At 33.0% G+C, this 25,677-nt stretch carries 23 protein-coding genes; 16 read left to right on the forward strand and 7 right to left on the reverse strand.

The window, feature by feature from the left end:
* Positions 1-396: 396 nt before the first annotated feature.
* Genes odhB through ACZ2G2_RS03935 form a run of 3 tightly spaced genes read right to left on the reverse strand, consistent with a single transcriptional unit; the run spans position 397 to position 4,785 of the window.
* Complete coding sequence (odhB, locus tag ACZ2G2_RS03925; protein ID WP_090838095.1) at positions 397-1,611, reverse strand: 2-oxoglutarate dehydrogenase complex dihydrolipoyllysine-residue succinyltransferase; 1,215 nt, start codon at positions 1,609-1,611, stop codon at positions 397-399.
* A 32-nt stretch (positions 1,612-1,643) separates the two neighbouring features.
* Positions 1,644-2,012 carry a DUF3887 domain-containing protein gene (locus ACZ2G2_RS03930; RefSeq protein WP_090838097.1) on the reverse strand — a complete coding sequence of 123 codons (369 nt, stop codon included), beginning with the start codon at positions 2,010-2,012 and terminating at the stop codon, positions 1,644-1,646.
* A gap of 16 nt (positions 2,013-2,028) precedes the next feature.
* Entirely contained in the window at positions 2,029-4,785 is a 2,757-nt protein-coding gene (locus tag ACZ2G2_RS03935; RefSeq protein WP_470394079.1) for a 2-oxoglutarate dehydrogenase E1 component, read from the reverse strand.
* Between the two features lie 117 nt (positions 4,786-4,902).
* Between ACZ2G2_RS03935 and ACZ2G2_RS03940 the strand changes: the two genes are divergently transcribed.
* From ACZ2G2_RS03940 to ACZ2G2_RS03995, 12 genes are all read left to right on the forward strand, one after another.
* Complete coding sequence (locus tag ACZ2G2_RS03940) at positions 4,903-5,442, forward strand: alpha-ketoglutarate decarboxylase (protein ID WP_198551081.1); 540 nt, start codon at positions 4,903-4,905, stop codon at positions 5,440-5,442.
* 178 nt (positions 5,443-5,620) lie between these two features.
* A complete protein-coding gene (locus tag ACZ2G2_RS03945) occupies positions 5,621-6,124 on the forward strand; it encodes a c-type cytochrome (protein WP_470394081.1) in 504 nt (167 codons plus the stop codon).
* 6 nt (positions 6,125-6,130) lie between these two features.
* Positions 6,131-6,703: a fasciclin domain-containing protein gene (locus tag ACZ2G2_RS03950; RefSeq protein ID WP_470394083.1), complete on the forward strand. Its 573-nt coding sequence runs from the start codon at positions 6,131-6,133 to the stop codon at positions 6,701-6,703.
* Between the two features lie 29 nt (positions 6,704-6,732).
* Positions 6,733-8,703, forward strand: a complete 1,971-nt coding sequence (nosZ, locus tag ACZ2G2_RS03955) for a Sec-dependent nitrous-oxide reductase (protein WP_218701319.1) — start codon at positions 6,733-6,735, stop codon at positions 8,701-8,703.
* Positions 8,704-8,855: 152 nt separating this feature from the next.
* Entirely contained in the window at positions 8,856-9,473 is a 618-nt protein-coding gene (locus tag ACZ2G2_RS03960; protein WP_470394085.1) for a hypothetical protein, read from the forward strand.
* Between the two features lie 29 nt (positions 9,474-9,502).
* Positions 9,503-9,940 carry a nitrous oxide reductase accessory protein NosL gene (locus ACZ2G2_RS03965; protein WP_470394086.1) on the forward strand — a complete coding sequence of 146 codons (438 nt, stop codon included), beginning with the start codon at positions 9,503-9,505 and terminating at the stop codon, positions 9,938-9,940.
* Positions 9,941-9,944: 4 nt separating this feature from the next.
* On the forward strand, positions 9,945-11,180 hold the full coding sequence (locus ACZ2G2_RS03970) for a nitrous oxide reductase family maturation protein NosD (RefSeq protein WP_470394087.1): 1,236 nt from the start codon (positions 9,945-9,947) through the stop codon (positions 11,178-11,180).
* Positions 11,174-11,881, forward strand: a complete 708-nt coding sequence (locus ACZ2G2_RS03975; RefSeq protein ID WP_101204137.1) for an ABC transporter ATP-binding protein — start codon at positions 11,174-11,176, stop codon at positions 11,879-11,881. Before ACZ2G2_RS03970 ends, ACZ2G2_RS03975 begins: the two co-directional genes overlap by 7 nt.
* Positions 11,874-12,656 (forward strand): ABC transporter permease, encoded by a 783-nt coding sequence (locus tag ACZ2G2_RS03980; RefSeq protein ID WP_090838117.1) that lies wholly within the window; start codon positions 11,874-11,876, stop codon positions 12,654-12,656. The genes ACZ2G2_RS03975 and ACZ2G2_RS03980 overlap by 8 nt, the downstream gene beginning before the upstream one ends.
* An 82-nt stretch (positions 12,657-12,738) precedes the next feature.
* Complete coding sequence (locus tag ACZ2G2_RS03985) at positions 12,739-13,134, forward strand: hypothetical protein (RefSeq protein WP_470394089.1); 396 nt, start codon at positions 12,739-12,741, stop codon at positions 13,132-13,134.
* Between the two features lie 104 nt (positions 13,135-13,238).
* Positions 13,239-14,090: a hypothetical protein gene (locus tag ACZ2G2_RS03990; RefSeq protein ID WP_470394090.1), complete on the forward strand. Its 852-nt coding sequence runs from the start codon at positions 13,239-13,241 to the stop codon at positions 14,088-14,090.
* Positions 14,091-14,159: 69 nt separating this feature from the next.
* A complete protein-coding gene (locus ACZ2G2_RS03995; protein WP_470394091.1) occupies positions 14,160-16,157 on the forward strand; it encodes a TonB-copper family protein in 1,998 nt (665 codons plus the stop codon).
* A 76-nt stretch (positions 16,158-16,233) separates the two neighbouring features.
* Here the strand turns inward: ACZ2G2_RS03995 and ric are convergent, their stop codons facing one another.
* From ric to ACZ2G2_RS04015, 4 genes are all read right to left on the reverse strand, one after another.
* Positions 16,234-16,968: an iron-sulfur cluster repair di-iron protein gene (gene ric, locus ACZ2G2_RS04000; RefSeq protein ID WP_101204141.1), complete on the reverse strand. Its 735-nt coding sequence runs from the start codon at positions 16,966-16,968 to the stop codon at positions 16,234-16,236.
* Positions 16,969-17,016: 48 nt separating this feature from the next.
* The gene (locus ACZ2G2_RS04005; RefSeq protein WP_090838128.1) at positions 17,017-17,451 is read right to left on the reverse strand and encodes an RrF2 family transcriptional regulator; all 435 of its coding nucleotides are present in this window, start codon (positions 17,449-17,451) and stop codon (positions 17,017-17,019) included.
* Between the two features lie 62 nt (positions 17,452-17,513).
* Positions 17,514-17,864, reverse strand: coding sequence for a hypothetical protein (locus ACZ2G2_RS04010; RefSeq protein ID WP_470394093.1), 351 nt, complete (start codon positions 17,862-17,864; stop codon positions 17,514-17,516).
* Positions 17,865-17,869: 5 nt separating this feature from the next.
* Positions 17,870-18,844, reverse strand: a complete 975-nt coding sequence (locus ACZ2G2_RS04015) for a polyprenyl synthetase family protein (protein ID WP_090838132.1) — start codon at positions 18,842-18,844, stop codon at positions 17,870-17,872.
* A gap of 127 nt (positions 18,845-18,971) precedes the next feature.
* Between ACZ2G2_RS04015 and ACZ2G2_RS04020 the strand changes: the two genes are divergently transcribed.
* Genes ACZ2G2_RS04020 through ACZ2G2_RS04035 form a run of 4 tightly spaced genes read left to right on the forward strand, consistent with a single transcriptional unit; the run spans position 18,972 to position 25,602 of the window.
* The gene (locus ACZ2G2_RS04020) at positions 18,972-19,577 is read left to right on the forward strand and encodes a TetR/AcrR family transcriptional regulator (protein ID WP_090838134.1); all 606 of its coding nucleotides are present in this window, start codon (positions 18,972-18,974) and stop codon (positions 19,575-19,577) included.
* Positions 19,578-19,580: 3 nt separating this feature from the next.
* Positions 19,581-20,888 carry a TolC family protein gene (locus ACZ2G2_RS04025; RefSeq protein ID WP_470394095.1) on the forward strand — a complete coding sequence of 436 codons (1,308 nt, stop codon included), beginning with the start codon at positions 19,581-19,583 and terminating at the stop codon, positions 20,886-20,888.
* A gap of 20 nt (positions 20,889-20,908) precedes the next feature.
* Positions 20,909-22,078, forward strand: a complete 1,170-nt coding sequence (locus tag ACZ2G2_RS04030; RefSeq protein WP_090838138.1) for an efflux RND transporter periplasmic adaptor subunit — start codon at positions 20,909-20,911, stop codon at positions 22,076-22,078.
* 11 nt (positions 22,079-22,089) lie between these two features.
* Positions 22,090-25,602, forward strand: coding sequence for an efflux RND transporter permease subunit (locus tag ACZ2G2_RS04035; RefSeq protein ID WP_470394097.1), 3,513 nt, complete (start codon positions 22,090-22,092; stop codon positions 25,600-25,602).
* Positions 25,603-25,677 lie beyond the last annotated feature (75 nt).

The following is a 25,677-nucleotide window of genomic DNA, read 5'->3' on the forward strand; positions in this document are numbered from 1 at the left end:
TTAGTAATCAATTTTGGGAAAATTGATAAAGCTCTAAAACGATCTTTTGTTTTGGAGCTTTTTTTATGACTAGATCTCAGATAAAAATACGTAGTTCTACGTATTTCACAGGTCGTATATATCCTCTACCTTTACATTGCTATTAATTAGTTCTTAGGGAGAATTATTTAAGGAAACTCTGTACTGTAATGGTGCAGAGTTTTTAAATTAAACACATAATATGGATTTAGAAAAAAGAACACAAGAGCAAAACCGCATAATTGCTGGATGTATTATTATATTAACCGTAGTAATAATAGCTTTTAATTTGTTTATCTATTTTGACAAATAAAAATCAATAACAACAAAAAGGGAGCAACAATGTTGCTCCCTTTTTTTATGTATTATAAACAGTTATTAAAGCTCTAATGCTTTTTTAATGTCGTTACCCATAAGTAATTCTACTGGGTTCTCTAATGCTTCTTTAATCGCTACTAAAAAGCCTACACTTTCTTTACCATCAATTATTCTATGGTCATAAGATAATGCAACGTACATCATAGGATGTATTTCTACTTTCCCATCTACAGCTATTGGACGCTCGATAATATTATGCATTCCTAAAATACCGCTTTGAGGTGGGTTTATAATTGGGGTAGATAACATACTACCAAAAACACCTCCATTGGTAATTGTAAAAGTACCACCAGTCATTTCGTCTACAGTAATCTGACCATCTCTAGCTCTAAGTGCTAAACGTTTAACTTCTGACTCTATACCTCTAAAGGTTAAGTTTTCAGCATTTCTAATTACTGGTACCATTAATCCTTTTGGTCCAGAAACAGCAATACTAATATCTACAAAATTGAATGTTTTCATTTCTTTACCATCAATCATAGAATTAACAGCAGGATACATTTGTAATGCTCGCACAACCGCTAATGAGAAAAATGACATAAACCCTAATCCAACACCATGTTTAGACTTAAACGTTTCTTTATATTCCTTTCTTAAAGCAAAAACAGGAGACATATTAACTTCGTTAAAAGTAGTTAACATTGCTGTCGTGTTTTTAGCTTCCACTAAACGCTCTGCTACTTTACGACGTAACATTGACATTTTAGAATTTGAAGAACTACGATCACCACCAGTTGGAGTTCCCATAGAAGGCACAGCATTTACTGCATCATCTTTAGTGATACGTCCATCTTTTCCTGTTCCAGAAATTCCGTTAGTATTCATTCCTTTTTCAGCCAAAATCTTTTTAGCTGCTGGACTTGCAGTACCTGAAGCGTAAGTATCTGCTTTTGGAGCTTCAACTTTAACTGCTTCTGCTTTTGGTGCTGCTTCAGCTTTTTTCTCTTCTTTTACTGGTGCGTCACCTTCTGGAGCTGCAGCACTAGTATCAATTAAACATACAACTTGACCAACCGCTACAGCATCTCCTTCTTCAGCTTTAAGCGTAATTATTCCGCTTGCTTCTGCAGGTAACTCTAACGTTGCTTTATCACTATCTACTTCAGCAATAGCTTGATCTTTTTCTACATAATCACCATCTTGAACTAACCATTCTGCTATTTCAACTTCTGTGATAGATTCGCCTGGAGAAGGCACTTTCATTTCTAAAATCATCTTAATGTAACTTTATATTGTTGTGTTATCGTTTATTTTTTTGCTGAATTTAATTGAATAAATTCAAATTTATTATCGGTTCCAAGAAAGAAGTAAGCATTATAAACTCCTTTTTCAAAAGTAATAGTATAATTATTTCCTGTTCTAACAGTATCCTTATACTCTATTGTTTTAATTTTCCCTAAAGCATCCATACTTACCTCATCTTTAAAATAAGCTTTTGCTTTTTCTAGGGTTAAAACTTGTTTAAAATTATCGTCAAACATGTTAAAGATACTAGTCACATCGCCATTATTAAAATGGTTTTGAAAACTAGCGACTGCTTTTTTATAGTTATCCTTTTCTTGTGCAATGCCTATTGAGGACACTAAGAATACTAAAATTAAAAGTATTTTTTTCATGTTTCTATTTTATTGCTTAACGCTGATTATTTTTTGACTTGTCAAACACATAATCTATAACTTCTTTATGACGCTTTTTAGAACGAACAGAACTACCTGCTGCTGGCGCACCATAAGGACGTCTTGACGCTAACCTAAAGTTTCTAGCTTCGTCTAAATTCATTAACATATGCGAGTAAGCTCCCATGTTTCTTGGTTCTTCTTGAGCCCAAACTACATCATCTGCATTTTTAAATTTACTCAATACATTTTTAATAGCCTCTGTTGGTAACGGAAATATTTGTTCTATTCTTACTAATGCAACATCGTCACGGTTTAAATCTTCGCGTTCTTGATCTAAATCGTAATAAAATTTACCTGTTAAAAACACTAATGTTTTTACTTTATCTGCATCCACAGTTGTATCATCAATCAATGTTTGGAAACTTCCGTTTGCAAACTCATCTACTGTGCTAACACATTTTGGATGACGTAATAAACTTTTTGGTGTAAACACGATTAATGGCTTACGGAAATTAAATTTCATTTGACGTCTTAACAAGTGAAAGAAGTTAGCTGGTGTTGTACAATCTGCAACAAACATATTGTCTTTTGCACACAACTGTAAATAACGTTCCATACGTGCTGAAGAGTGCTCTGCTCCTTGTCCTTCATAACCATGTGGTAATAACATGACTAATCCGTTTTGGGTTTTCCACTTATCTTCTCCTGCAGAAATATATTGATCAAGCATGATTTGTGCACCATTACTAAAATCTCCAAATTGTGCTTCCCAAATAGTTAATGTATTTGGACTTGCCATAGCGTATCCATAGTCAAAACCTACAACACCATACTCTGATAGTAATGAATTATAGATATGAAATTGACCTTGTTTATCACTAATATTATTAAGTAATAGTATTTCTTCTTCGCTATCCTCTACTTTTACTACTGCATGTCTATGAGAAAAAGTACCACGCTCTACATCTTGTCCAGACATACGCACGTTGTATCCCTCTTCTAATAATGACCCATAAGCTAAATGCTCTGCCATAGCCCAATCCAATCTGTTTTCGTCAAACATTTTTTGACGTTCATTAATTAGACGTTCTATTTTTCTGATAAACTTTTTGTCTTTTGGTAAGTTAGAAATCACTTTAGTAATTGCTGCTAACCTATCCGCAGATGTTGTTGTATCAATTGGTTTCATCATAACGGTTTCATCTACCTGAGTAAAATCCTTCCATTGTTCTTCCATAAACGGAGTAATAACCGTCTTATCTTCCTTACGAGAATCTTCTAACTTTTCTTCTAAGCTAGCTTTATAATCGCTTTCTAATTGCTTAACATGTCCTTTATCAATAATACCTTGCTCAATTAACTTGGCCGCATAGATATCTCTTGGGTTAGCATGTTTAGAAATTGCTTTATATAATTTTGGTTGCGTAAATCTAGGTTCGTCACCTTCATTATGTCCGTATTTTCTATATCCTAAAAGGTCAATAAATACGTCACGCTTAAAATTCATTCTAAAATCTAAAGCAAATAACATAGCGTGTACTACAGCTTCTGCATCGTCCGCATTAACGTGTAATACCGGTGATAAAGTTACTTTAGCAATGTCTGTACAATAGGTACTAGATCTAGCATCTAAATAGTTAGTTGTAAAACCTACTTGATTATTAACAACTACGTGAATTGTCCCGTTAGTTTTATAACCATCTAACTGTGCCATTTGCACTACTTCGTATACTAATCCTTGACCTGCAATTGCTGCATCTCCGTGAACCACTATTGGCAATACTTTACTAAAGTTATCGCTATAAAACTCATCTTGCTTTGCTCTAACTATACCTTCAACTACTGCTCCAACCGTCTCTAAATGCGATGGATTTGGTGCAATACTTAAGTTTATTTGTTTTCCGCTATCTGTTTTGCGGTTACTTGTCCACCCTAAGTGGTACTTTACATCACCATCAAAAACTTCTTGCTCGTAATCTTTTCCGTCAAACTCGCTAAAAATGTCTTTTGCAGATTTTCCAAAAATATTTGTTAATGTACTTAACCGCCCTCTGTGCGCCATTCCCATTACAAACTCTTGAACACCAAGTTCTGCTGCTTTTTCAATTACTGCATCTAATCCTGGAATTAAAGATTCTCCTCCTTCCAGAGAAAAACGTTTTTGTCCTACATATTTAGTATGTAAAAAACTTTCAAAAGATACCGCTTCGTTTAATTTTTTAAGGATGTGCTTTTTTTGCGTTCCAGAAAAATTTGGCTGGTTATCGTTTATGTTAAGTTTACTCTGAATCCATTTAATTTCATCAGGTTTTCTAATATACATGTACTCTACACCAATAGCATCACAATAAATACTATTTAAGTGTTTTAGAATTTCTCTAAGTGTTTGTGCACCGATACCTAAAATATCTCCAGCGTTAAAGTTGGTATCTAAATCGGCATCAGACAACCCAAAATTCTCTAAAGCAAGTGTTGGCTCGTACTTACGACGATCTCTAACAGGATTTGTTTTAGTAAACAAATGCCCTCTGTTACGATAACCATCTATTAATTTAACTACTTGAAATTCTTTTTGAACATGCTCAGGCACAAGGGTCGGAACCGCTTCTGCTTGCTCTCCATCTAATCCGTAATTTTCCGATCCAAAGTCGTAACCTTGAAAAAAGGCTCTCCAACTAGGCTCTACAGAGTCAGGGTTTTGTAAGTATTGTTCGTATAAATCAGCAAAGTATGCTGTATGTGCTGCGTTTAAAAAGGAGTATTTATCCATTATTTTCTTTAAGACGTGTTCGCTTCAACAAAATTTTATCAAAAATACAACTTTTACTATATATAGAGATGGTTTTATTATATTTATAACATATCTAAAACACCAAAATTAATTATTATGAAAATAGAATCATTTAACAGTCCTAAAATTATCATATTATCAATATTATCCTGTTTTTTTATGACTTTTGCAAATGCGCAAGATAATTTACCACAAGAAAAAAGCGAATTTTGGAAAAATGTCCGTTTTGGAGGAGGATTAGGTTTAAGTACCGGAAGTAACTTTTTTAGTGCAACATTAGCACCCACTGCTATTTATCAATTTGATAACGCTTTTGCTTTAGGTGTTGGATTAAACGGAACTTATAATAAAAGTAAAAACGTTTACAAATCTACTATTTTAGGAGCTAGCATTCTTGGTTTATACAGTCCTATTAGAGACATACAATTGTCAGGTGAATTTGAACAAAATCATGTGAATAGAAATTTTGATAATCCTGCATTTGCTGATGACACATATTGGGTACCGTCCTTATTTATTGGCGCTGGTTACACCACAAATAATGTAACTATTGGTGTACGTTACGATGTGCTTTTTGACGACTCTAAAAGCATATACGCTAACGCCTTGGTTCCATTTGTAAGAGTATTCTTTTAGCCGCCAAACAAACATCATAAACACCTAATAAACAAGCCTTTTTACACTATTGTAGAAAGGTTTTTTTATGCCCAAATAGCTTTTGTTTTTAATTAAGACAAATTTATCCTAAATATGACTTATATCATATTTTAAGGTTTATTATGTCTGTATTTTTGTCCAATAAAACTAATATATTATGAAGACAACACTAAAATTAATGACTGTATTATTTATTACCATGCTAATCAGTTGTGGTGGTAAAGAAGAAAAGAAAAAAGAAGGCTTTTCTTATAAGAAAAAAGAAACTACGGAAAAAACAACTGCACCAAAAGCAGAAAAAACACCTCCATCTAAACAAGTAGACCTAACTAATAAAGGTATAGGACCAATAAAAGCGGTAACACTAGCTGCAGAAATAGACCAAACTATGGCAACTCATGGCGCAGACGTTTATAAAAAAATGTGTACTGCTTGTCACAGAACAAACAAAAAATTTATTGGACCACCTCCAACAGGGATATTAGAGCGTCGTACTCCAGAATGGGTTATGAATATGATTTTAAATCCTGAACAAATGGTAAAAGAAGACCCTTTAGCTAAAGAATTATTAATGGAATTTAATGGTTCTCCTATGGCAAATCAAGGCCTTACTGAAAAAGAAGCAAGAGCGGTCCTAGAATATTTCAGAACACTTAATTAATCTATTATGAAATTAATTAAACAATTGCTTTTTGTTTTTGCTATCACGCTAACCTTATACGCTTGTAAAAACGAAACTAACGGTACGAGTGAAACAACAACAGACCAAGAAACTAAAAGTGACAGTAAAGAAAGAACAGGGCAAGCCTTTATTAAAGATGCTGGAAGCACAACGGTTTTAAGCATAGCAATGGGCTCTAAAGACCACACCACTTTAGTTGCTGCTGTCCAAGCGGCACAATTAGAAAACGTGTTAGTTAATGCAGGACCATTAATGGTATTTGCTCCAACTAACGCTGCTTTCGCAGCATTACCAGAAGGCACTGTAGAACATTTATTGAAGCCAGAAAACAAAGCGGCTTTAGCAAATATTTTAAAATACCATGTAACACCAGGAAACTACTCTAAAGATTTCTTAAAGAAGTTTAAAAAATTAGGACAAGCTAATAATGACTACGTAAAAGTAGAAGTAGTAGACGGAGAACCAATGATTGGAGGCGCTAAAATACTAGGTAGTGTCAAAGCCGGAAACGGAATAGTACACATCATAGATAAAGTTTTATTACCGCCAACAGAATAACTAAAACACTAACTAAAACAGTTTAAACGATGAAAAATATAATAACATCAAGTATTGCAATGCTAGTTATCCTAATAGGATTTACAAGCTGCAACAAAGGTAATAACTCAGGTGGTAAATCTGGAGCATTAGCTAGTAACGTAGCCGAACGCGTCTATGTTGCTCCCGGAGAGTACGACTCGCATTATGCCTTCTTATCAGGTGGATATAGTGGTAACGTAACAGTATACGGTCTACCTTCTGGTAGAATGTTTAAAGAAATCCCTGTCTTTTCTCAATTTCCAACCTCTGGTTATGGATATTCTGAAGAAACAAAACCAATGTTAAACACCTCTCACGGATTTATCCCTTGGGGAGATGCGCATCATCCAGATATCTCTCAATCAAAAGGAGAATTAGATGGTCGTTGGTTATTTATAAATGAAAACAACACTCCACGTATTGCAAGACTTAGTCTTACCACATTTGAAACCGAAGAAATTATTGAAGTACCTAATAGTGCAGGTAATCACAGTTCTTCTTTTGTAACAGAAAACACAGAGTATGTTGTTGCAGGAACACGTTTTTCTGTGCCAATTCCACAACGTGATATGCCAATTAAGGACTACAAAGGAAACTTTAAAGGGTCCTTATCTTTTATTAGCGTAGCGCCAGAAACAGGTAACATGGATATTAAATTCCAAATCCTAATGCCAGGTTTTAACTACGATTTATCGCACCCTGGACGTGGAAAATCTCATGGTTGGTTTTTCTTTACAACGTATAATACAGAAGAGGCTAATACCCTTTTAGAAGTTAATGCGTCACAAAATGATAAAGATTTTATTGCTGCTATTAACTGGAAAAAAATTGAAGAGTATGTAAATAATGGTGGTGGAACAATGATGCCTGCTAATTATGCACATAATGTATATGATGAGGACACACATACAGCGACATCTACAATGAAAAAAGAAGTTCGTGTTGTAAACCCAATCGATGTTCCTGGAGCTGTTTATTTTATTCCAACACCAAAATCACCTCATGGTTGTGCTGTAGATCCTTCTGGAGAATACATTGTAGGTAATGGTAAATTATCGGCAAACGTAACAGTGCATTCATTTACAAAAATGTTAGATGCTATTAAAAATGAAAAATTTGCAGGTGAAGCTTACGGAATACCTATTTTAAACTTTGAAGATGTGTTAGCAGGCGTTGTAGACCAAGCAGGATTAGGACCATTACACACTGAATTTGATGGAAAAGGAAATGCATATACGACATTCTTTATTTCTTCTGAAGTTGTAAAATGGAAACTAGGAACATGGGAAGTTATCGATAGAAAACCTACTTATTACTCTGTTGGTCACTTAACAATCCCTGGAGGAAACTCTGGAAAACCACAAGGTAAATACATGTTTGCCATGAATAAGATTACTAAAGATAGATATTTACCAACGGGTCCAGAGATGGAACACTCAGCACAGTTGTATGATATCTCTGGAGACAAAATGGAGCTATTATTAGATTTCCCAACGCATGGAGAGCCACATTACGCTGCTGCAATGGAAGCAAGTATTATAAAGGAGCAATCTCAAAAAATCTATAAACTAGCAGATAACAAGCATCCATATGCTGCAAAATCTGATGCAGACACTAAGGTTGTTAGAGAAGGTAAAGAGGTACACATATACTTAACAACTATTAGAAGTCACTTCTCACCTGACAATATTGAAGGGATAAAAGTTGGAGATAAAGTATACTTCCACGTAACTAACTTAGAGCAAGATTTTGATGTCCCACACGGATTTGCGGTAATAGGACAAAATAATTCAGAGTTACTAGTAATGCCAGGACAAACAAAAACATCTGTTTGGGAACCTAAACAAGTTGGTGTATGGCCATTTTACTGTACAGATTTCTGCTCTGCATTACACCAAGAAATGCAAGGTTACATTAGGGTATCTGCAGCTGATTCAGACACACCAATTAAGTGGTCTCTAGGTGAAGATATCGAATAACTAATTATTATAAAATTAGAGAAATTTTGTTTTAGTGTTTATTTCTCTAATTAAGGCGAGAGTTGAATTTTCGCTCTCGCCTTTCTTTTTTAAAACACTTTATTCTGTTTACACAGAAACCTCACTGATTACTACATTAAATACAACTTATCATGAAAAAGGCTAGCATTATAATGATTATAGGTTCATTACTGTTATTAGGGCTTTTTAAATTTCCGTTATGGAACATTATGCTTGGAGCACCTCAATATCCAGACCCATTAGGGATGAATATATATATTGACGGTATTAAAGGCGTATCAGAATTTGATTTACAAAACATTGACGGATTAAATCACTACATAGGTATGAAAACTATACCTAAAGCTGACGAAATGTGGGAGTTCTCCATGTTTCCAAAAGTAATATTCGGAATGGCACTTCTAGGTATTATAATTGGTATTTTAGGATTTTTAGACAAAGTAAGCTACAAGTTTTTTTTAGGGTGGTTTATTTTAATGTCTGTCCTAGGTATATTGGGCATGTATGACTTTAATAATTGGCTAGTGGATTACGGTGGTAATCTAGATCCACACGCTATTATAAAAGTTACCAATCCTGATGGGTCACCAATGTCATATAAACCACCACTAATTGGTTTTAAAAAACTATTAAACTTTGATGTTACTTCTTTACCACATACAGGAGGATATCTAATGTTTGTAGGTATGTCCTTAACACTTGTTGCTTTTTGGTTAGGCCGAAAAACAAGTATCAAGAAAACAACATAGTAATTTTATATTTTCAAAACACTAAAACAATGAAAACACTAAAACACTATTTACCAGTCTTATTACTCCTTATTTTTACAAGTTGTAATGTCTCTCCAAAAGCCATAGCATATGGTAGCGATGGTTGTCACTTTTGTAAAATGACCATCGTAGATAAAGTGCACGCTGCAGAGTTTGTTACCAAAAAAGGTAAAACATACAAATTTGATGCAACGGAGTGTATGGTTAATTATTTTGATGAATTTGATACTTCAGAAATAGAATTATACTTGACGAATCATTTCTCAGAACCAGAAGCTCTTACCGATGCTAAACAAGCCACTTTTTTAATTAGTAAAAGTATTCCAAGCCCAATGGGTGCATTTTTGACTGCTTTTAAAACTAAGGGGGAAGCCGAAAAAATAAAAGCTGAGAAAGGCGGTGAGTTATATTCTTGGACACAAGTATTAGCGCATTTAAAAAACTAGGCACATGAAATATTCAAGCCTTATTTTGTTAGCCATATTTATGGTTAACACCGCTATTGCACAAACTATTGAAGTGTGTAAAACATGCCCTATTAACACTGTAAAGAAAGCTATAAGTCAAGCAAAAGACTTTGATACTATTATTATAAAAAAAGGGACGTATAAAGAACATGCTATTATTATAGACAAACCATTGACTATTATTGGTAAAAACTACCCTGTAATTGATGGAGAATCTAAAGGTGAGATCATCATCATAAAAGCAGACAATGTTACAGTTGATGGATTATTTATAATAAATGTAGGTACAAGTTATACGGAAGATTATGCAGCTATTAGAGTAAGAAATAGCAAAAATTTTGTAATTCAGAATCTAGTCCTTGAAAAATTATTTTTTGGTATTTACATTGAAAAATCAAGAGATGGCAAAATATATCATAACAAAATTATTGGTGATGCTGTAAAAGAGTACAATTCCGGAAACGGAATCCAACTATGGTATAGTAAAAACATCCAAATTGAACATAATTATGTAGAGCATGTTAGAGATGGTATTTATTTAGAATTTTCTGACGGATGCCTTATCAAAAACAACACGAGCACCCTAAATGTACGTTATGGATTACACTTTATGTTTTCTAACGATGACATCTACCAAGACAATACCTTTGAAAATAATGGTGCAGGTGTCGCTGTTATGTTTTCAAAGCGCATAAAAATGTACAATAATCTTTTTAAAGAAAACTGGGGAACAGCTTCTTACGGCATGCTATTAAAAGAAATAAATGATGCCGAAATCATAGGTAATACTTTTGAAGACAATACCATCGGAATCAACATAGAGGGTTCTAACCGTATTATTTATAAACACAATAATTTTTCAAATAACGGATGGGCCATCAAAGTAAAAGGGGCTTGTTATACTAATACATTTACGGAAAACAATTTTTTATACAATTCCTTTGACATTGCTTACAACAGTAATGTTAACGATAATGTTTTTGATAAAAATTACTGGAGTAATTACACCGGTTATGACTTAGACAAAAATGGTGTTGGAGACGTTCCTTACAGACCTGTAAAACTGTTTTCTTACATCGTGAATCGCACACCAGAGACTATCATTTTACTGCGTAGTATGTTTATAGATATCATTGATTTTTCAGAAAAAGTGTCGCCAGTATTTACGCCAGACAATTTACTAGATAATAACCCGCTAATAAAAAAAATAACATGGTAACCATTCAAAATTTACATAAAAAGTTCGGAAAAAACCAAGTATTAAGCGGTGTAGACTTGAGCATTAGTGAAGGCGGAATTTTTGCTGTACTAGGACCAAATGGTTCAGGAAAAACAACATTGATTAAAGCCATTTTGGGCATGGTAATCCCTAATAAAGGTGACATAACAGTCCTTGGAGAAAACATTAAAAAAAATCCAGAATACAGGCATAAAATTGACTATCTGCCACAAATAGCAAACTTCCCCAGTAATTTAAAAGTAAAAGAATTAATCAAAATGATTAAGGATTTACGTAAACCAACTTCAGAAGACCAACGTCTGATAGATCTGTTTAAATTAGAACCTTTTTTAGATAAAAAACTAGGTAATTTATCTGGAGGAACAAAGCAAAAAGTTAATCTAGTATTAACGTTTATGTTTAATAGTCCATTAATTATTTTAGACGAACCCACTACTGGTTTAGATCCAATATCATTAATACGATTAAAAGATTTAATTAAAGCCGAAAAAGCAAAAGGAAAAACAATACTTATCACCTCACACATTATGAGTTTTGTTGAAGAAATATCAGATGAAATTGTATTTATCCTAGAAGGTAAAATATACTTTAAAGGCTCAATTTCAGAATTAAAAACCAAGACACAGCAGCCCGATTTTGAGCATGCAATTGCGTCTATATTAACCGATAATCATGCTTAAAATATTAAAATATAGTTTTTACGACTTAATGCGTAGTCGCTGGAGTTACGTCTACTTTGCATTTTATTTACTACTTGGTATTGTGTTATTGTTTTTAAATAACGACTTATCAAAAGCCGTCATTACATTAATGAATGTTATCATTGTTTTAGTACCACTAATTGGAACCATTTTTGGTGTTATGTATTACTATAACAATAAAGAATTTACGGAACTATTATTAGCACAACCATTAAAACGATCCTCCATTTTTATGGGACAATATTTAGGTGTTGCCCTATCGTTATCTATGAGTTTAATTTTAGGATTAGGGATTCCGTTTGTGTTTTACGGACTGTTTCAAAGTAGTGCTATCTGGGATTTTTCATTATTAATAATTACCGGTACATTTTTAACTCTAATTTTTACTGCATTAGCTTTTAATATTGCACTATCTAACGAGAACAAGATTAAAGGGTTTGGTTATGCTATTTTACTTTGGTTATTTCTAGCAGTAATTTACGATGGCTTATTTTTAATGACACTTATTATGTTTGAAGACTATCCTTTAGATAAACTATCACTAATAGGCACCATGTTAAATCCTATAGATTTATCAAGAACTTTAATACTTTTAAAACTAGACATCTCTGCTTTACTAGGCTATACTGGCGCTGTTTTCAAACAATTTTTCGGGACTAATGTGGGATTAATAGTATCCTTTGTAATGCTTTCTGTTTGGGTTGTATTACCCGTTTCTAGAATTATATACAAATCTAAAAAGAAAGATTTCTAAGTCTCACATACTCATCATAAACCTAAATGGTTCTATGACAATAATCATGTTTAAATCACATAACAATTTCTAAATTTGTACTATGATTTCAGCTATAACAGCAAAAATAACCACGTTTGTTTTAGTATTTATATTATTAGCTAATAATATAAATACTATGGTTATTGTTACTGATTTTGTGATAAATCAAGACCAAATTGCAAAAACACTTTGCGTCCAAAAAGAAGATCAAAAAGGGTGTAATGGAAAATGCCAATTACGTAAAGAGCTTACAGAAAACAACCCTGAGTATGACCCTGACATACCATTACAAGAGACTAAGCGCATCAGTCTAGATGTGTATTGTCCTGCAAGTATTTTTACTTTGGAAACAAAGCCAATAGAACCAATCGTATTAAAACAAAATATTCATTTTTCTGATTTAAAAGTCTCAAAAATGTATCTAGACATAGACACACCTCCACCAAATTTTAGTTAATTTTTTTCGATTAAAAATCATTTTGATTTTACTCTCATTCTAACTCATTTTATGACGTTAGCAGGAAGTTTTTAGCATAATTTTAAATACAAAAAAGAAAAAAAATGAAACTTAAATATATATTTCCAATCCTTTTTATCGCATTATTAAACGTGTCTTGTTCTTCAGACAATGACGACGATGACTCAGGAATCACAAACGAAGTTACAGGACTAACAAAAATTCAGGATCTAATTAATGACACTCATACCATCGAGTTATTTAATACGACTGGTCAATTTAAAACCGGTTACAACGCTATAAGCCTAAGAGTTATTAACAACGCTACAAACAGCTATGTTGAAGATGCTAATTTATCTTGGATACCAATGATGCAGATGCCAACCATGGAACATTCTTCACCTAAATCTACAATAACCAAAACGTTAGGAAAAGATACGGTTTACGATGGTTTTATAATCTACCAAATGACTAATCTTGATGGCTCTGGATGGTCTCTAACAGTAAACTACACCATTAACGGAATAGATTATACCGTTACAGACGCGATTACAGTACTGCAAAATGACAATCAAAATTCTGCAAGTTTTATGGGAAGTTATGATAGCAGATACATTGTTGCTTTAGTAGAGCCAAACGACCCTAAAATTGCGATTAACGATCTAAAAGTTGGGCTTTTCAAAATGGAAAACATGATGACATTTCCAGTGGTAGAAGACTTTACAATAACACTAGATCCAAGAATGCCAGGTATGGGTAATCACACATCGCCTAACAACACGGATTTAACTTATAACAGTGCAGAACAAATGTACAATGCTGATTTAGCATTAACAATGACTGGCTATTGGGTACTTAATTTAAAACTACTAAACACCAATGGTGAGGTTTTAAAAGGTGAAGATGTTACCGAAGAAAACACACAAAGCTCATTATACTTAGAGCTAGAGTTTTAACTCAAAACCGACTTCAAAAATGATAACAGACACATTAGTTTGTAGTGTGTCTGTTTAAATAAAATACTAATGAAAAAGTTTATAATATTTAGTATCAGCTTATTTTTTAGCGGATTTACATTTGCTCAAGAAGACACCACTTTTACAAAAAAAGATACTACAAAGTTAGAAGAGGTTATTGTTTTAGGGAGACGAAAACTAAGTAACTACCGACAAGAAAAAACATTATCCAGTATTGATGAGTTTCTAGAAAAATCAAACAAAATAACCATGATTAAACGTGGTAATTATGCTTGGGAGCCTTCCATCAATAATATGACAAGTGATCGCTTAAGTGTTACCATTGATGGTATGCAAATATTTGGTGCTTGTACAGATAAAATGGATCCCATTACATCTTACGTAGATGTCTCTAACTTAGAAAAAGTTAGTATTGGATCAGGACAAGAAGGCACAGAAAATGGACATTGTGTTGGAGGAAACATTGATTTACAAATTCCAAAATCTAAATACTTTGAATCTGGACTAAAAACTAGTGCTGATGTAGGTTATGAAACTAACGGAAACTATAAAACCGGAGGCTTAGACGTAGAATATTCTGGAAACAAATTTTATATTAATGCTGACGGAATTTACCGTAAATCGGATAATTATGATGCCGGAAATAGTAAAGAAATATTATATTCTCAATTCGAAAAATTTAATGTCTCGCTTCAAACAGGCTACAAACTATCCGAAAACCAGTCTTTTGATGCTCACATAATTTACGATAAAGCAACAGACGTTGGTTATCCCGCATTACCAATGGATGTATCTTTGGCTGAAGCTTTAATTACATCTATAACCCATAATTACAGCAACGACTCTACGTTTATTAAAACCTTAGAAACCAAGCTATATTTTAATACTATTACACATATAATGGACGACTCAAAACGTCCTGATGTCCCAATTAGAATGGATATGCCAGGTTGGAGTGATACCTATGGGTTTTATAGCAAAGCAACCGCACAGGTTAATAAACACCAATTAGCATTTAATTTTAACGGGTTTTACAACCGGGCTTTAGCAGAAATGACCATGTATCCAAACGACTCTGACCAACCTGCCATGTTTATGTATACTTGGCCAGATATTAGAACATTGTACACTGGTATTTATGCAAAAGATAGCTATGCGTTAAATAATCAAGAAACAATTGTAACATCACTAAGATTAGGATACCACCGCAACAAAATAGCAAAAGCGGTTGGATTAGAAAGTTTACAGATTTTTTACCCAGAAATAGACGCTACCAAAAGTAGATTTTTAACTAGCTTTTCTTCAAATTATAATTTAAAAAAAGAAAAATCAAACTATTCATTTGGAGTAGGCTACGGAGAAAGAGCGCCTTCTGTTAGCGAAGGCTATGGCTTTTTCTTATATAATAGTTTTGATAATTATGATAACATAGGAAACCCAACCTTAAAAAACGAAAAAGCTATTGAAGCTAATTTTAAAGCTGATTATAATTTTAACAATTTCACTATTGGATTAGAATCGTCTTACTTCTATTTAATGGATTATATCATAGGAGACATAGACACAACATTAAGTCCAATGACTATTGGAGCCAATGGCGTACGTGTTTATAATGCGTTACCAAACGCTTCTATTTTTGATATGTATGTAAATACATCTTACAAATTCAGCAATACCATCTCGGCAAATGCAAGTGTTGGTTATAATTATGGAAAAGGCAGTAATAACAAGAATTTACCATTAATAAAACCGTTTTCTTATTTAGCTGAATTAAACTATAACATTAAAACCTTTAATGCAGCTTTACAATTAGAGGGTAATGGAAACCAAAGTAATTACAGTAATTTTTATGGCGAAGACGAAACACCGTCATACTCTGTTTTAAACCTCAACTTAGGACATGTGTTTTTCCTTGACACCAACAAGTTTATACTAAAATATGGTGTAGAAAACATTTTGGACACAACATATTCTACCTACGCAGATTGGAATAACATACAAAGACAAGGACGCAATTTTTACATGAATGTATCTGTAGTCTTCTAATTTTAACAAATACCATTAAAAAAGCCCATAACATTACGTGTTATGGGCTTTTTCCGTGTTACAGTAGACTAGACTACTAGTTCTCAAGCTGAGCTTCCAATGCTTTAGCTTTTGGAAATAAAATATTATTTTCTAAATGAATATGTAGATGTAAATCTTTTTCAAATTCATCTAACATAGCATACGTTACTTTATAGGTATTACAAGCATCTGCAGGTGGCGTGTAATCTGCTGTTAATTTAGCTATTTCTCTAAATCGGACACCTTCATTATCATGCTCATGCATCATCATAGCAATAGGACTCTCTACACTACCAAAAGCCGGCGCTTGTAAAACACCATTGCTTAATTTAACTTTAACCATTTTCTTTATAAACGGAAACAAGATCAATTCCTCTTTTTTCATGTGTGATGCCAATTCGCCAGCAGACGCAGTAAACAAGTCGTTTATTTTAAATAATTCTGGATGATTTGCACCATGTACTTTGCATAATTTATCTAAAAACTGACGTAGTATAGGTGTTTTTTCTTCAACATAACGGTGGTGTTTCTTTTGGATATAATCCACTAACAAATCTATAGGCCAAGATTGATAATCTATATTTTGACCAGTAGTGCTTCGCATGATAGCATCCAATTCATCTAACAATAAATTACTATCAATATTATTTTTAGTACACACCTCCTCTACCGTCCTGTTTCCTCTACAACAAAAATCTATTTTATACTTACTAAAAAGCGCTGCTGTTCTAAAATCTTCGGCTACAAATTGCCCAATCTCTTTTTGACTATTTTCATGTAATGTTTCCATATCGATTCTATTTCGGATAAATCTATCCTATTTATGTTTAAATTTTTTTTAGGTCTTTAAAAACGAGGCTCCAGATTTTATACCCAGTGCCAATTCTTCTAAATTAGTAGTTTCTAACATCACTTTAAGTCCATCTCTTATAACCTTAAATTTATCATGTACCGGACAAGGATGATTTTCGTCACACTTACTTAAGCCCAAACCACAGCCACTATAAACAGCATCTCCGTCTATAGCCTCAACCACTTGAGATAACTTAATTAAAGCAATGTCTTTTTTATCAATTTCAAAACCACCGTAAGCTCCTTTTACAGAGTTAACAATGTTATTTTTAACTAATGCTTGTAAAATTTTAGCTGTAAAAGCTTGAGGCGAATCAATTTCCGCTGCAATTTCTTTAGGGCTAACGCGCTTGCCATCAAACGAGTTTTTAGCAATAAAAATCGAGGCTCTAATACCGTATTCGCAAGCTTTTGAAAACATTATAATTCTTAATTAGTTACACAAAGATAATTAATATTTTTAAATAGGACTAATTTATCCTATTAAGAATATTTATGTCTAAACCAAACCTTTTGCCATTCTCTTTTTAAGATTAAAAAAGAAACCTGATCTGCCAATTGCAACGTATCACTGCCATCCAATTGTTTTATCACCTCTTCAGACACATCTATGATGTATAATAGGTTTAGGTACTCTGTAAATTTTTCCTGAATAAGTTTATAAACCGTTTCGTGCAATAATAACTTTAAGCTACTAGGTAAAATATCTGGATCAAAATCCAAATCTATATTAGCGTATAAAAAATCTTTATTAAGTTGTAAAACTAATTTTTGATAGAGATCTAAAGTGTTTGCCTCGTCTATTAATTGATTAAATGTAGAAGGTAATTTCATTTATATTATACGCTTCTTGTCATCAAACTAGTTCCAAAAGTTTTTAATAAACTTTTCTTATCATCAGCAATACTAAGTGTATCTAAAACTTTAAAGGCTTCTTCTGTATATTCCTTTATAGCATCTTGTGTTGCTTTTGCAGAACCCGAAGTAATAAAGTACTGTTTTACTGTTTCTATCTTATCTGAATTATCATCTAATTGTACTGAAAATAATTGCTCTAATTGTATTCTATCTTTCTTATCTAAAAAAGCCAAGGCTTTTAAATATAAATAAGTCTTTTTATTTTCAATGATGTCTCCTCCCACTTGTTTACCAAAGGTTTCTGGATCACCAAAAGCATCTAGATAATCGTCTTGTAACTGAAATGCAATTCCTAATAAACGACCAAATTGATAAATATTATTCTGATTCTCTTCAGACGTTTCTGCAACAATAGCACCCATTTTCATGGCAGCTCCAACCAAAACCGCAGTTTTGTATTCAATCATTTTTAAATACTCAGGGATAGTGACATCATCTCTAGTTTCAAAATCAACATCGTATTGTTGTCCTTCGCAAACCTCTAAAGCAGTTTTACTAAATAACTTTGCTAACGCCTGAAATGTAATAGGGTTATAGTTTTCAAATAACTGATAAGCCATAATCAACATCGCATCTCCAGATAAAATACCAGTATTAAGGTCCCACTTTTCATGCACTGTCTGCTGCCCTCTTCTTAAAGGCGCATCATCCATAATATCATCATGTACTAAAGAAAAATTATGAAACACCTCAATACTTAAAGCAGCATCTAAAGCTTTGTTATAATCAATACCAAAAATTTCGGCAGTCATTAATGTTAACACGGGGCGTAATCGCTTTCCTCCTAATTGCAAAATATAGTGTATTGGACTATATAAATTCTCTGGTTCTTTAGGTGACGCGTATCCTTCTAAGTAATCTGTAAAAGCAGATTGATATGATAAAATGTTTTGCATCATGCAAAAATAAAGCAAATAGTACTAACAAACTAAACTCTAGTAAAAAGCCAATGTTAAAAAACGACTAATACTTTGGAAACTTTTATTGTTTTTAAAGTTTCCTATTGTATATTTGCAGTCAAATATGAGAGAAAAAATTATAAATAAATCTGGAGAATTATTTTTAACACTTGGTTTCAAGAGTGTTACAATGGATGACATTGCTAATGAATTAGGGATCTCTAAGAAAACAATATACCAGCATTTTGCTAATAAAACTAAATTAGTAGAAGCAACCACACTAAATATGTTTAATAATATTTGTGATGGAATAGATTGTATTTGCGAAGCATCGCATAATCCAATAGAAGAATTGTACGATATTAAGATGTTTGTAATGAATTATCTTAAAAACGAAAAAACATCACCACAGTTTCAGCTAAAAAAATACTACCCACAAATACACCTTCAATTACGCATGAAACAATTTGAGAAAATGCATGTTTCCGTAAAAGAAAGTATACAAAAAGGAGTTGACACAGATTTATTTAGAAAAAATATTGATGTGGATTTTATTTCTAGAATGTATTTTAATGGTATGTCTGGTATTAAGGATGAAACCATTTTTCCTTCAGAATTATTTACGATGGAGTATTTAATGGAAAACTATTTAGAATACCATTTAAGAGCTATTTGTAACGATAAAGGGTTACAAACTTTGAACAAATTTATAACTAACAATCAATCCTAAATAATGAGAAACATACTAATAATATTTAGTTTACTTCTTAGCACTATTGCCTATTCTCAAGAGACTGCCACACAGTTGTCTTTACAAGAGGCCATTAATTATGCTTTAGAAAATAACCGAACAGTAAAAAATGCTGCTTTAGATATTGATGCAGCCATAAAGCAAAAATGGGAAACTACAGCAACAGGACTGCCACAACTTAGTGCTGCAGTAGATTACCAAAACGCATTAAAACGTAATGTATTTGTATTTGGTGATCAAATCATACAAGTTGGATCAAGACACTCGTTAACTGGTACAGCTACTTTAAGTCAATTATTATTTGATGGGTCTTACCTTGTGGGATTACAATCTGCTAAAGTGTATTTAGAAATTTCTAAAAACGCAAAAACTAAAACAGATTTAGAAGTTAGAAAAGCGGTAATTAATGCCTACGGAAATGTCTTATTGGCAGAAGAAAGTATTTCGATTTTAAATCGAAATATTACTGTTTTGGACAAAAACCTAAACGAAGTAACAAAGATTTTTGAAAACGGTTTAGAAGAAGAAGAAAGTGTAGAGCAATTAAAAATCACACTATCTAGCGTAAAAAGTAGATTAAACAATACCACACGTTTAAGAGATTTAGCTTACCAAATGCTAAATTTAACTATCGGAAAACCTATTAATGACAAAACTGTTTTAACTGAGGATTTAGATGCGCTAACATTACAAAACATAAAATTAGAAGTACTAGATACTGATAACAACGTAGAAAATAATATTGACTACAAAATAGCCGAAAACGATAAGACAGCAAAAGAGCTATTAGTCAAGTTAGAAAAAAGTAAAGCATTACCAAGTTTAAGTGCTTTTATTAATGGTGCTTACACAGGAAACCGAGAGTCTTTCAACTTTACAAATACACAAGAAAAATGGTTTGGTTCTTCTATTTTTGGTGTGAGTTTAAATGTGCCAATATTTAGCTCAGGAATGAGAAGCGCAGCAACACAACGTGCAGCAATCAATTTAGAAAAAGCAGAAATTAATCTTACCGAAACTGAAGAGATGCTAAATCTTCAAGTAAATGCTGCTAAAAGCGATTACCAATTTGCAATAGAAGATTACCAAAACAAAAAAGATAACTTAACCTTGGCAGAGCGTATCGAACAAAAAAATCAAACTAAATTTTTTGAAGGTATTGGCTCTAGTTTCGATTTAAGACAAGCACAAACACAATTATATACTGCACAACAAGAATTACTTCAAACCATGTTAGATGTTATTACTAAAAAAGCAGAACTAGATACTTTACTAAACACAACTAACTAATCCCTTTACATACACTAATTATGAAACATATAATAACACTTTCTTTTTTAGCTATTTTATTAGCCTCTTGTAATGGAGATAAAAAAAATACAGTAGAAAAAGTTCTAGAAAAAAACAACTTAGAAGACATTAGAACTAAAAGAGCTGCATTGGTTGCAGACCAAGATGCTATTCATTCTAAAATAAAACTATTAGATGACCGTATTAAAACATTAGATACGACACAAAACATTCCTCTAATAACAACCATTATTGCAAAAGAAGAGATCTTTAATCATGTGTTAGAGTTACAAGGTAACGTAACAACCAAAAACCTTTTAACTATTACACCTGAGTTTAGCGGTATCCTTACAAACGTATATGTTACAGAAGGGCAACGTGTTTCTAAAGGTCAAATTTTAGCTAAAATTGATGATGGTGGATTAAGCCAACAATTAGCTCAATATAAAATACAAGCAAACTTAGCTAAAACAACTTTTGAACGTCAAGAGCGTTTATGGAATCAGAAAATTGGAAGCGAAATTCAGTTTTTACAAGCTAAATCTTCTTACGAAGCGCAACAACAAGCTATTAACCAAATACAGCAACAACTTAATAAAACAACAGTTAGAGCGCCATTTAGTGGAACTATAGATGATGTTATTACAGAAAAAGGAAGTGTTGTTGGAGCTGGTCAAACACCATTAATGCAGATTGTAAACTTAAGCAATATGTATATTGAAACTGATGTCCCTGAAAGCTATGTAGCAGATGTCGTTAAAGGTAAAAATGTAATGGTTGAGTTTCCTGTTTTAGGAAAAACAATAGATACTAAAATCCGTCAAGCTGGAGATATTATCAATCCTGCAAACCGAACGTTTAAAGTAGAGATTGATGTACCAAACAAGGATAAAAGTATCAAACCTAACTTAACTGCAAGACTTAAAATTAACGACTATACAAACACGAAAGCCATCCTAGTACCACAAAGCATTATCTCAGAAAATGCAGAAGGAGAACAATACGTGTATGTTGTAAAAAACAAAAAGGATAACGACGAGGGTGTTGTTAGCAAGGTTATTATCAAAACAGGAAGAACGCAAGGTGATGTTATAGAAGTGTTATCAAACATAGAAAATGGTGCCGAACTTATTAAAGAAGGTGCACGTAGTGTTAAAGACGGACAAACTGTTAAAGTAATTAAATACTAAACCAAAAAAATATGACTAAAAAGAAAAAACAAGTCGATAAAGAATTTGGTTTATCATCGTGGGCAATTAATAACAAAACCACAATGTATGTGCTAATTGCTGTTATCTTTTACCTAGGTATTGCTGCCTTTTTCAGTATGCCTAGAGAAAACTTTCCGGAAGTAAACGAAACCAAGATTTACGTTAGTTCTATCTACCCAGGAAACACTGCTGAGGATATTGAAAAACTAATTACGGATCCCTTAGAGGACAAACTAAAAACAGTAAGTAATGTTGTAGAAATTACCTCAACATCGCAAGAAGATTACTCGATGTTAATTGTAGAGTTTGACGAGGGTATTACTGTAGATCAAGCCAAACAAAAGGTTAAAGATGAAATTGACACAGAAACGTCAGGCGAAGATTGGCCAACCTTTAATGGTGCTAAAGTAGAACCTGATGTGTTTGAATTAAGTTTATCTGAAGAAATGCCAATCCTGAACATTAATATTTCAGGAGATTATCCAATTCAAAAATTAAAAGATTTTGCTGAATACCTTCAAGATGATATTGAAGATTTACAAGAAATTAAAAAAGCAGACATCCGTGGTGCCCAAGAAAAGGAAGTTGAGGTTGCTGTAGACATCTATAAAATGATGGCTGCACAAGTTACTTTTAATGATATTATTGGCGCTATAAACAATGGTAACTTAACCATGTCTGCAGGTAATTTAAAAGCAAGCGGACAACGACGTACTATTAGAGTTTTAGGTGAAATTGAAAAGCCATCAGAATTAGAAAACTTTGTGGTTAAATCTGAAAAAGGAAAATCTATTTACCTAAAGGATATTGCAACGGTATCTTTTCAAGAAGAAGACCATACTACTTTTGCTAGAGAATACGGCGCTCCTGTTGTTATGCTAGATGTTAAAAAGCGTGCTGGTAAAAACATGGTTGCTGCTGCTGAGCAAATTCAGGTTATTGTTGCAGATGCTATTGCTAATGTATTTCCTCCAGATTTGAAGGTAACTATTACTAATGATCAGTCTTCAAAAACAATTGGCCAAGTAGACGATTTAGTAAACAACATTATTTTTGGTGTTATACTGGTAGTAACCGTTTTAATGTTCTTTTTAGGATTTAAAAACGCACTATTTGTTGGTTTTGCTATTCCAATGTCGATGTTTATGTCTTTAATGATATTAGAGCTACTTGGACAAAGTTTAAATACAATGGTCCTGTTTGGTCTTATTATGGGACTTGGTATGTTGGTTGATAATGGTATTGTGGTTGTAGAAAACGTGTACCGTTTAATGGAAGACGAAGGTATGGGTAGGATTGAAGCTGCCAAGAAAGGTATTGGAGAAATTGCGTTTCCTATTATCATTTCAACAGCAACAACTGTTGCAGCCTTTACACCTTTAGCCTTCTGGCCAGGAATTATGGGAGAGTTTATGAAAATTTTACCAATAACATTATCTGTAGTTTTAGGATCGTCCCTATTTGTGGCCATATTTTTTAACTCGGTATTGGTATCAAAATTCATGACTATTGAAGATAAGGACATGCCACTAAAGCAAATTATCAGAACAACATTAATAGTGGCTACTTTTGGTATCCTTATACTATTATTTGGTGGGACTTATAAAGGTTTAGGTACCGTTATGATTTTTACTGCTGTAATGTTATGGGCGTACCGTTTCTTTATCCGTAAATGGGCAAATAGCTTTCAAAACAAAGCGTTAGTAAATTTAGAAAACTGGTACGAGCGTCAATTACGTGGTGCTCTTTCTGGATGGAGACCTTACGTTTTAAGTATTGGTACTTTCTTATTATTAATTGCGTCGTTTATCGCTTTTGGTATGTCATTAAGTGCTAAAAGAACTAAAGTTGAGTTTTTTCCAGATAACAAACCAAATCAGATTATTGTTTATATCGAGTATCCTCAAGGTACAGCAATCGAGAAAACAAATGCTATTACTAAAGAAATCGAAAAACGTGTCTTTACAGTTGTAAACCAAGAAAAATACATGTTTGAGGGTAAAAACTTTTTAGTAGAAAGCACCGTTGCTCAAGTTGGTGAAGGTGCCGGAAACCCACAAACTGATGGCGGATCTGCTGCAGAGATGCCTCATAAAGGTAAGATTACAGCATCCATGCGTGAGTTTAAATTTAGACGTGGAGAAGATAGTGAGTTATTACGTCAAGAAGTACAAGCCGCATTAGTTGGTATTTATCCTGGAGTCTTAATTTCTGTCGAAAAGGATGCTAACGGACCGCCTGCTGGACCACCTATTAATATTGAAATTGAAGGTGACGACTATAACGAGCTAATTGCTACCGCAGAAAACATGCGAGAGTTTATTAATACTAAAAACATTTCTGGTATTGACGAGCTAAAAATAGATGTTAACAAGGACAAGCCAACCATGCGTGTTACTATTGACAGACAGAAAGCAGGAGAACTTGGTATTAGTGCTGTACAAGTAGGACAACAATTACGTAGTTCTATCTTTGGATCTAAAGCCGGTATTTATAAAGAAGATGGTGACGATTTTGATATCTACGTTCGTTTTAACGAAGAAAACAGATACAACAAAAGTGCTTTATTTAATCAAAACATTACGTTTAGAGACAATACTGGACAAATAAAAAGTGTCCCTGTTTCTGCAGTTACTAAATACGAAAACAACTCAGGATTTAGTGCCATTAAACATAAAGACACCAAGCGTGTTGTAACAGTGTATTCTGCATTATCTCCAGGTTATACAGATGCTGCTGCCATAGTAAGTCAAATTCAAAACGAAATGAAAAGTTATGAAGACTTACCTAAAAACATTAAAATTGATTACACAGGACAAATAGAAGAGCAAAACAAGCAAATGCTATTTTTAGTTGGCGCGTTCTTTACAGGTTTAGGATTAATCTTTTTCATCTTAATCTTTCAATTTAACTCGGTATCAAAACCAACAATAATCATGATCGCTATTTTCCTTAGTTTTATTGGTGTATTTGGTGGTATTGTAATTTCTGGAAGTGCTTTTGTTATTATGATGACCATGGTGGGGATTATATCGCTAGCCGGAATTGTAGTAAATAATGGTGTGGTGCTTTTAGATTATGCACAATTGCTTATTGATAGAAAAAAAGCCGAATTAGATTTAGAAAAAGAAGACTACCTAACTAATCAAGACCTTTTTGAAAGTATTGTTAAGGCTGGTAAAGCACGTTTAAGACCTGTATTACTAACAGCAATTACAACTATTTTTGGTCTAATACCATTAGCTATAGGATTAAATATTAACTTCTTTACATTGTTTGCTGAGCTTGATCCAAACATATATATGGGAGGAGACAACGTAGTCTTTTGGGGGCCATTAGCATGGACCGTAATTTACGGTCTATTAATCGCAACATTCTTAACATTAATTGTAGTGCCAATATTATTTTTCTTATCAGTTAAATTAAAAATGTGGTTAAGAGCTAAGTTTTCTTCAGATACAACAGAAGAAACGTTAACTATAGAATCACTAAATGAAGAATAATTGTTCTTTATAATAATAACAACAATGATTTAAACAAAAAATCCGAAGTCTTTACTTCGGATTTTTTACTTTTGC

The sequence above is a fragment of the Olleya sp. KKT75 genome (genome assembly GCF_055635485.1).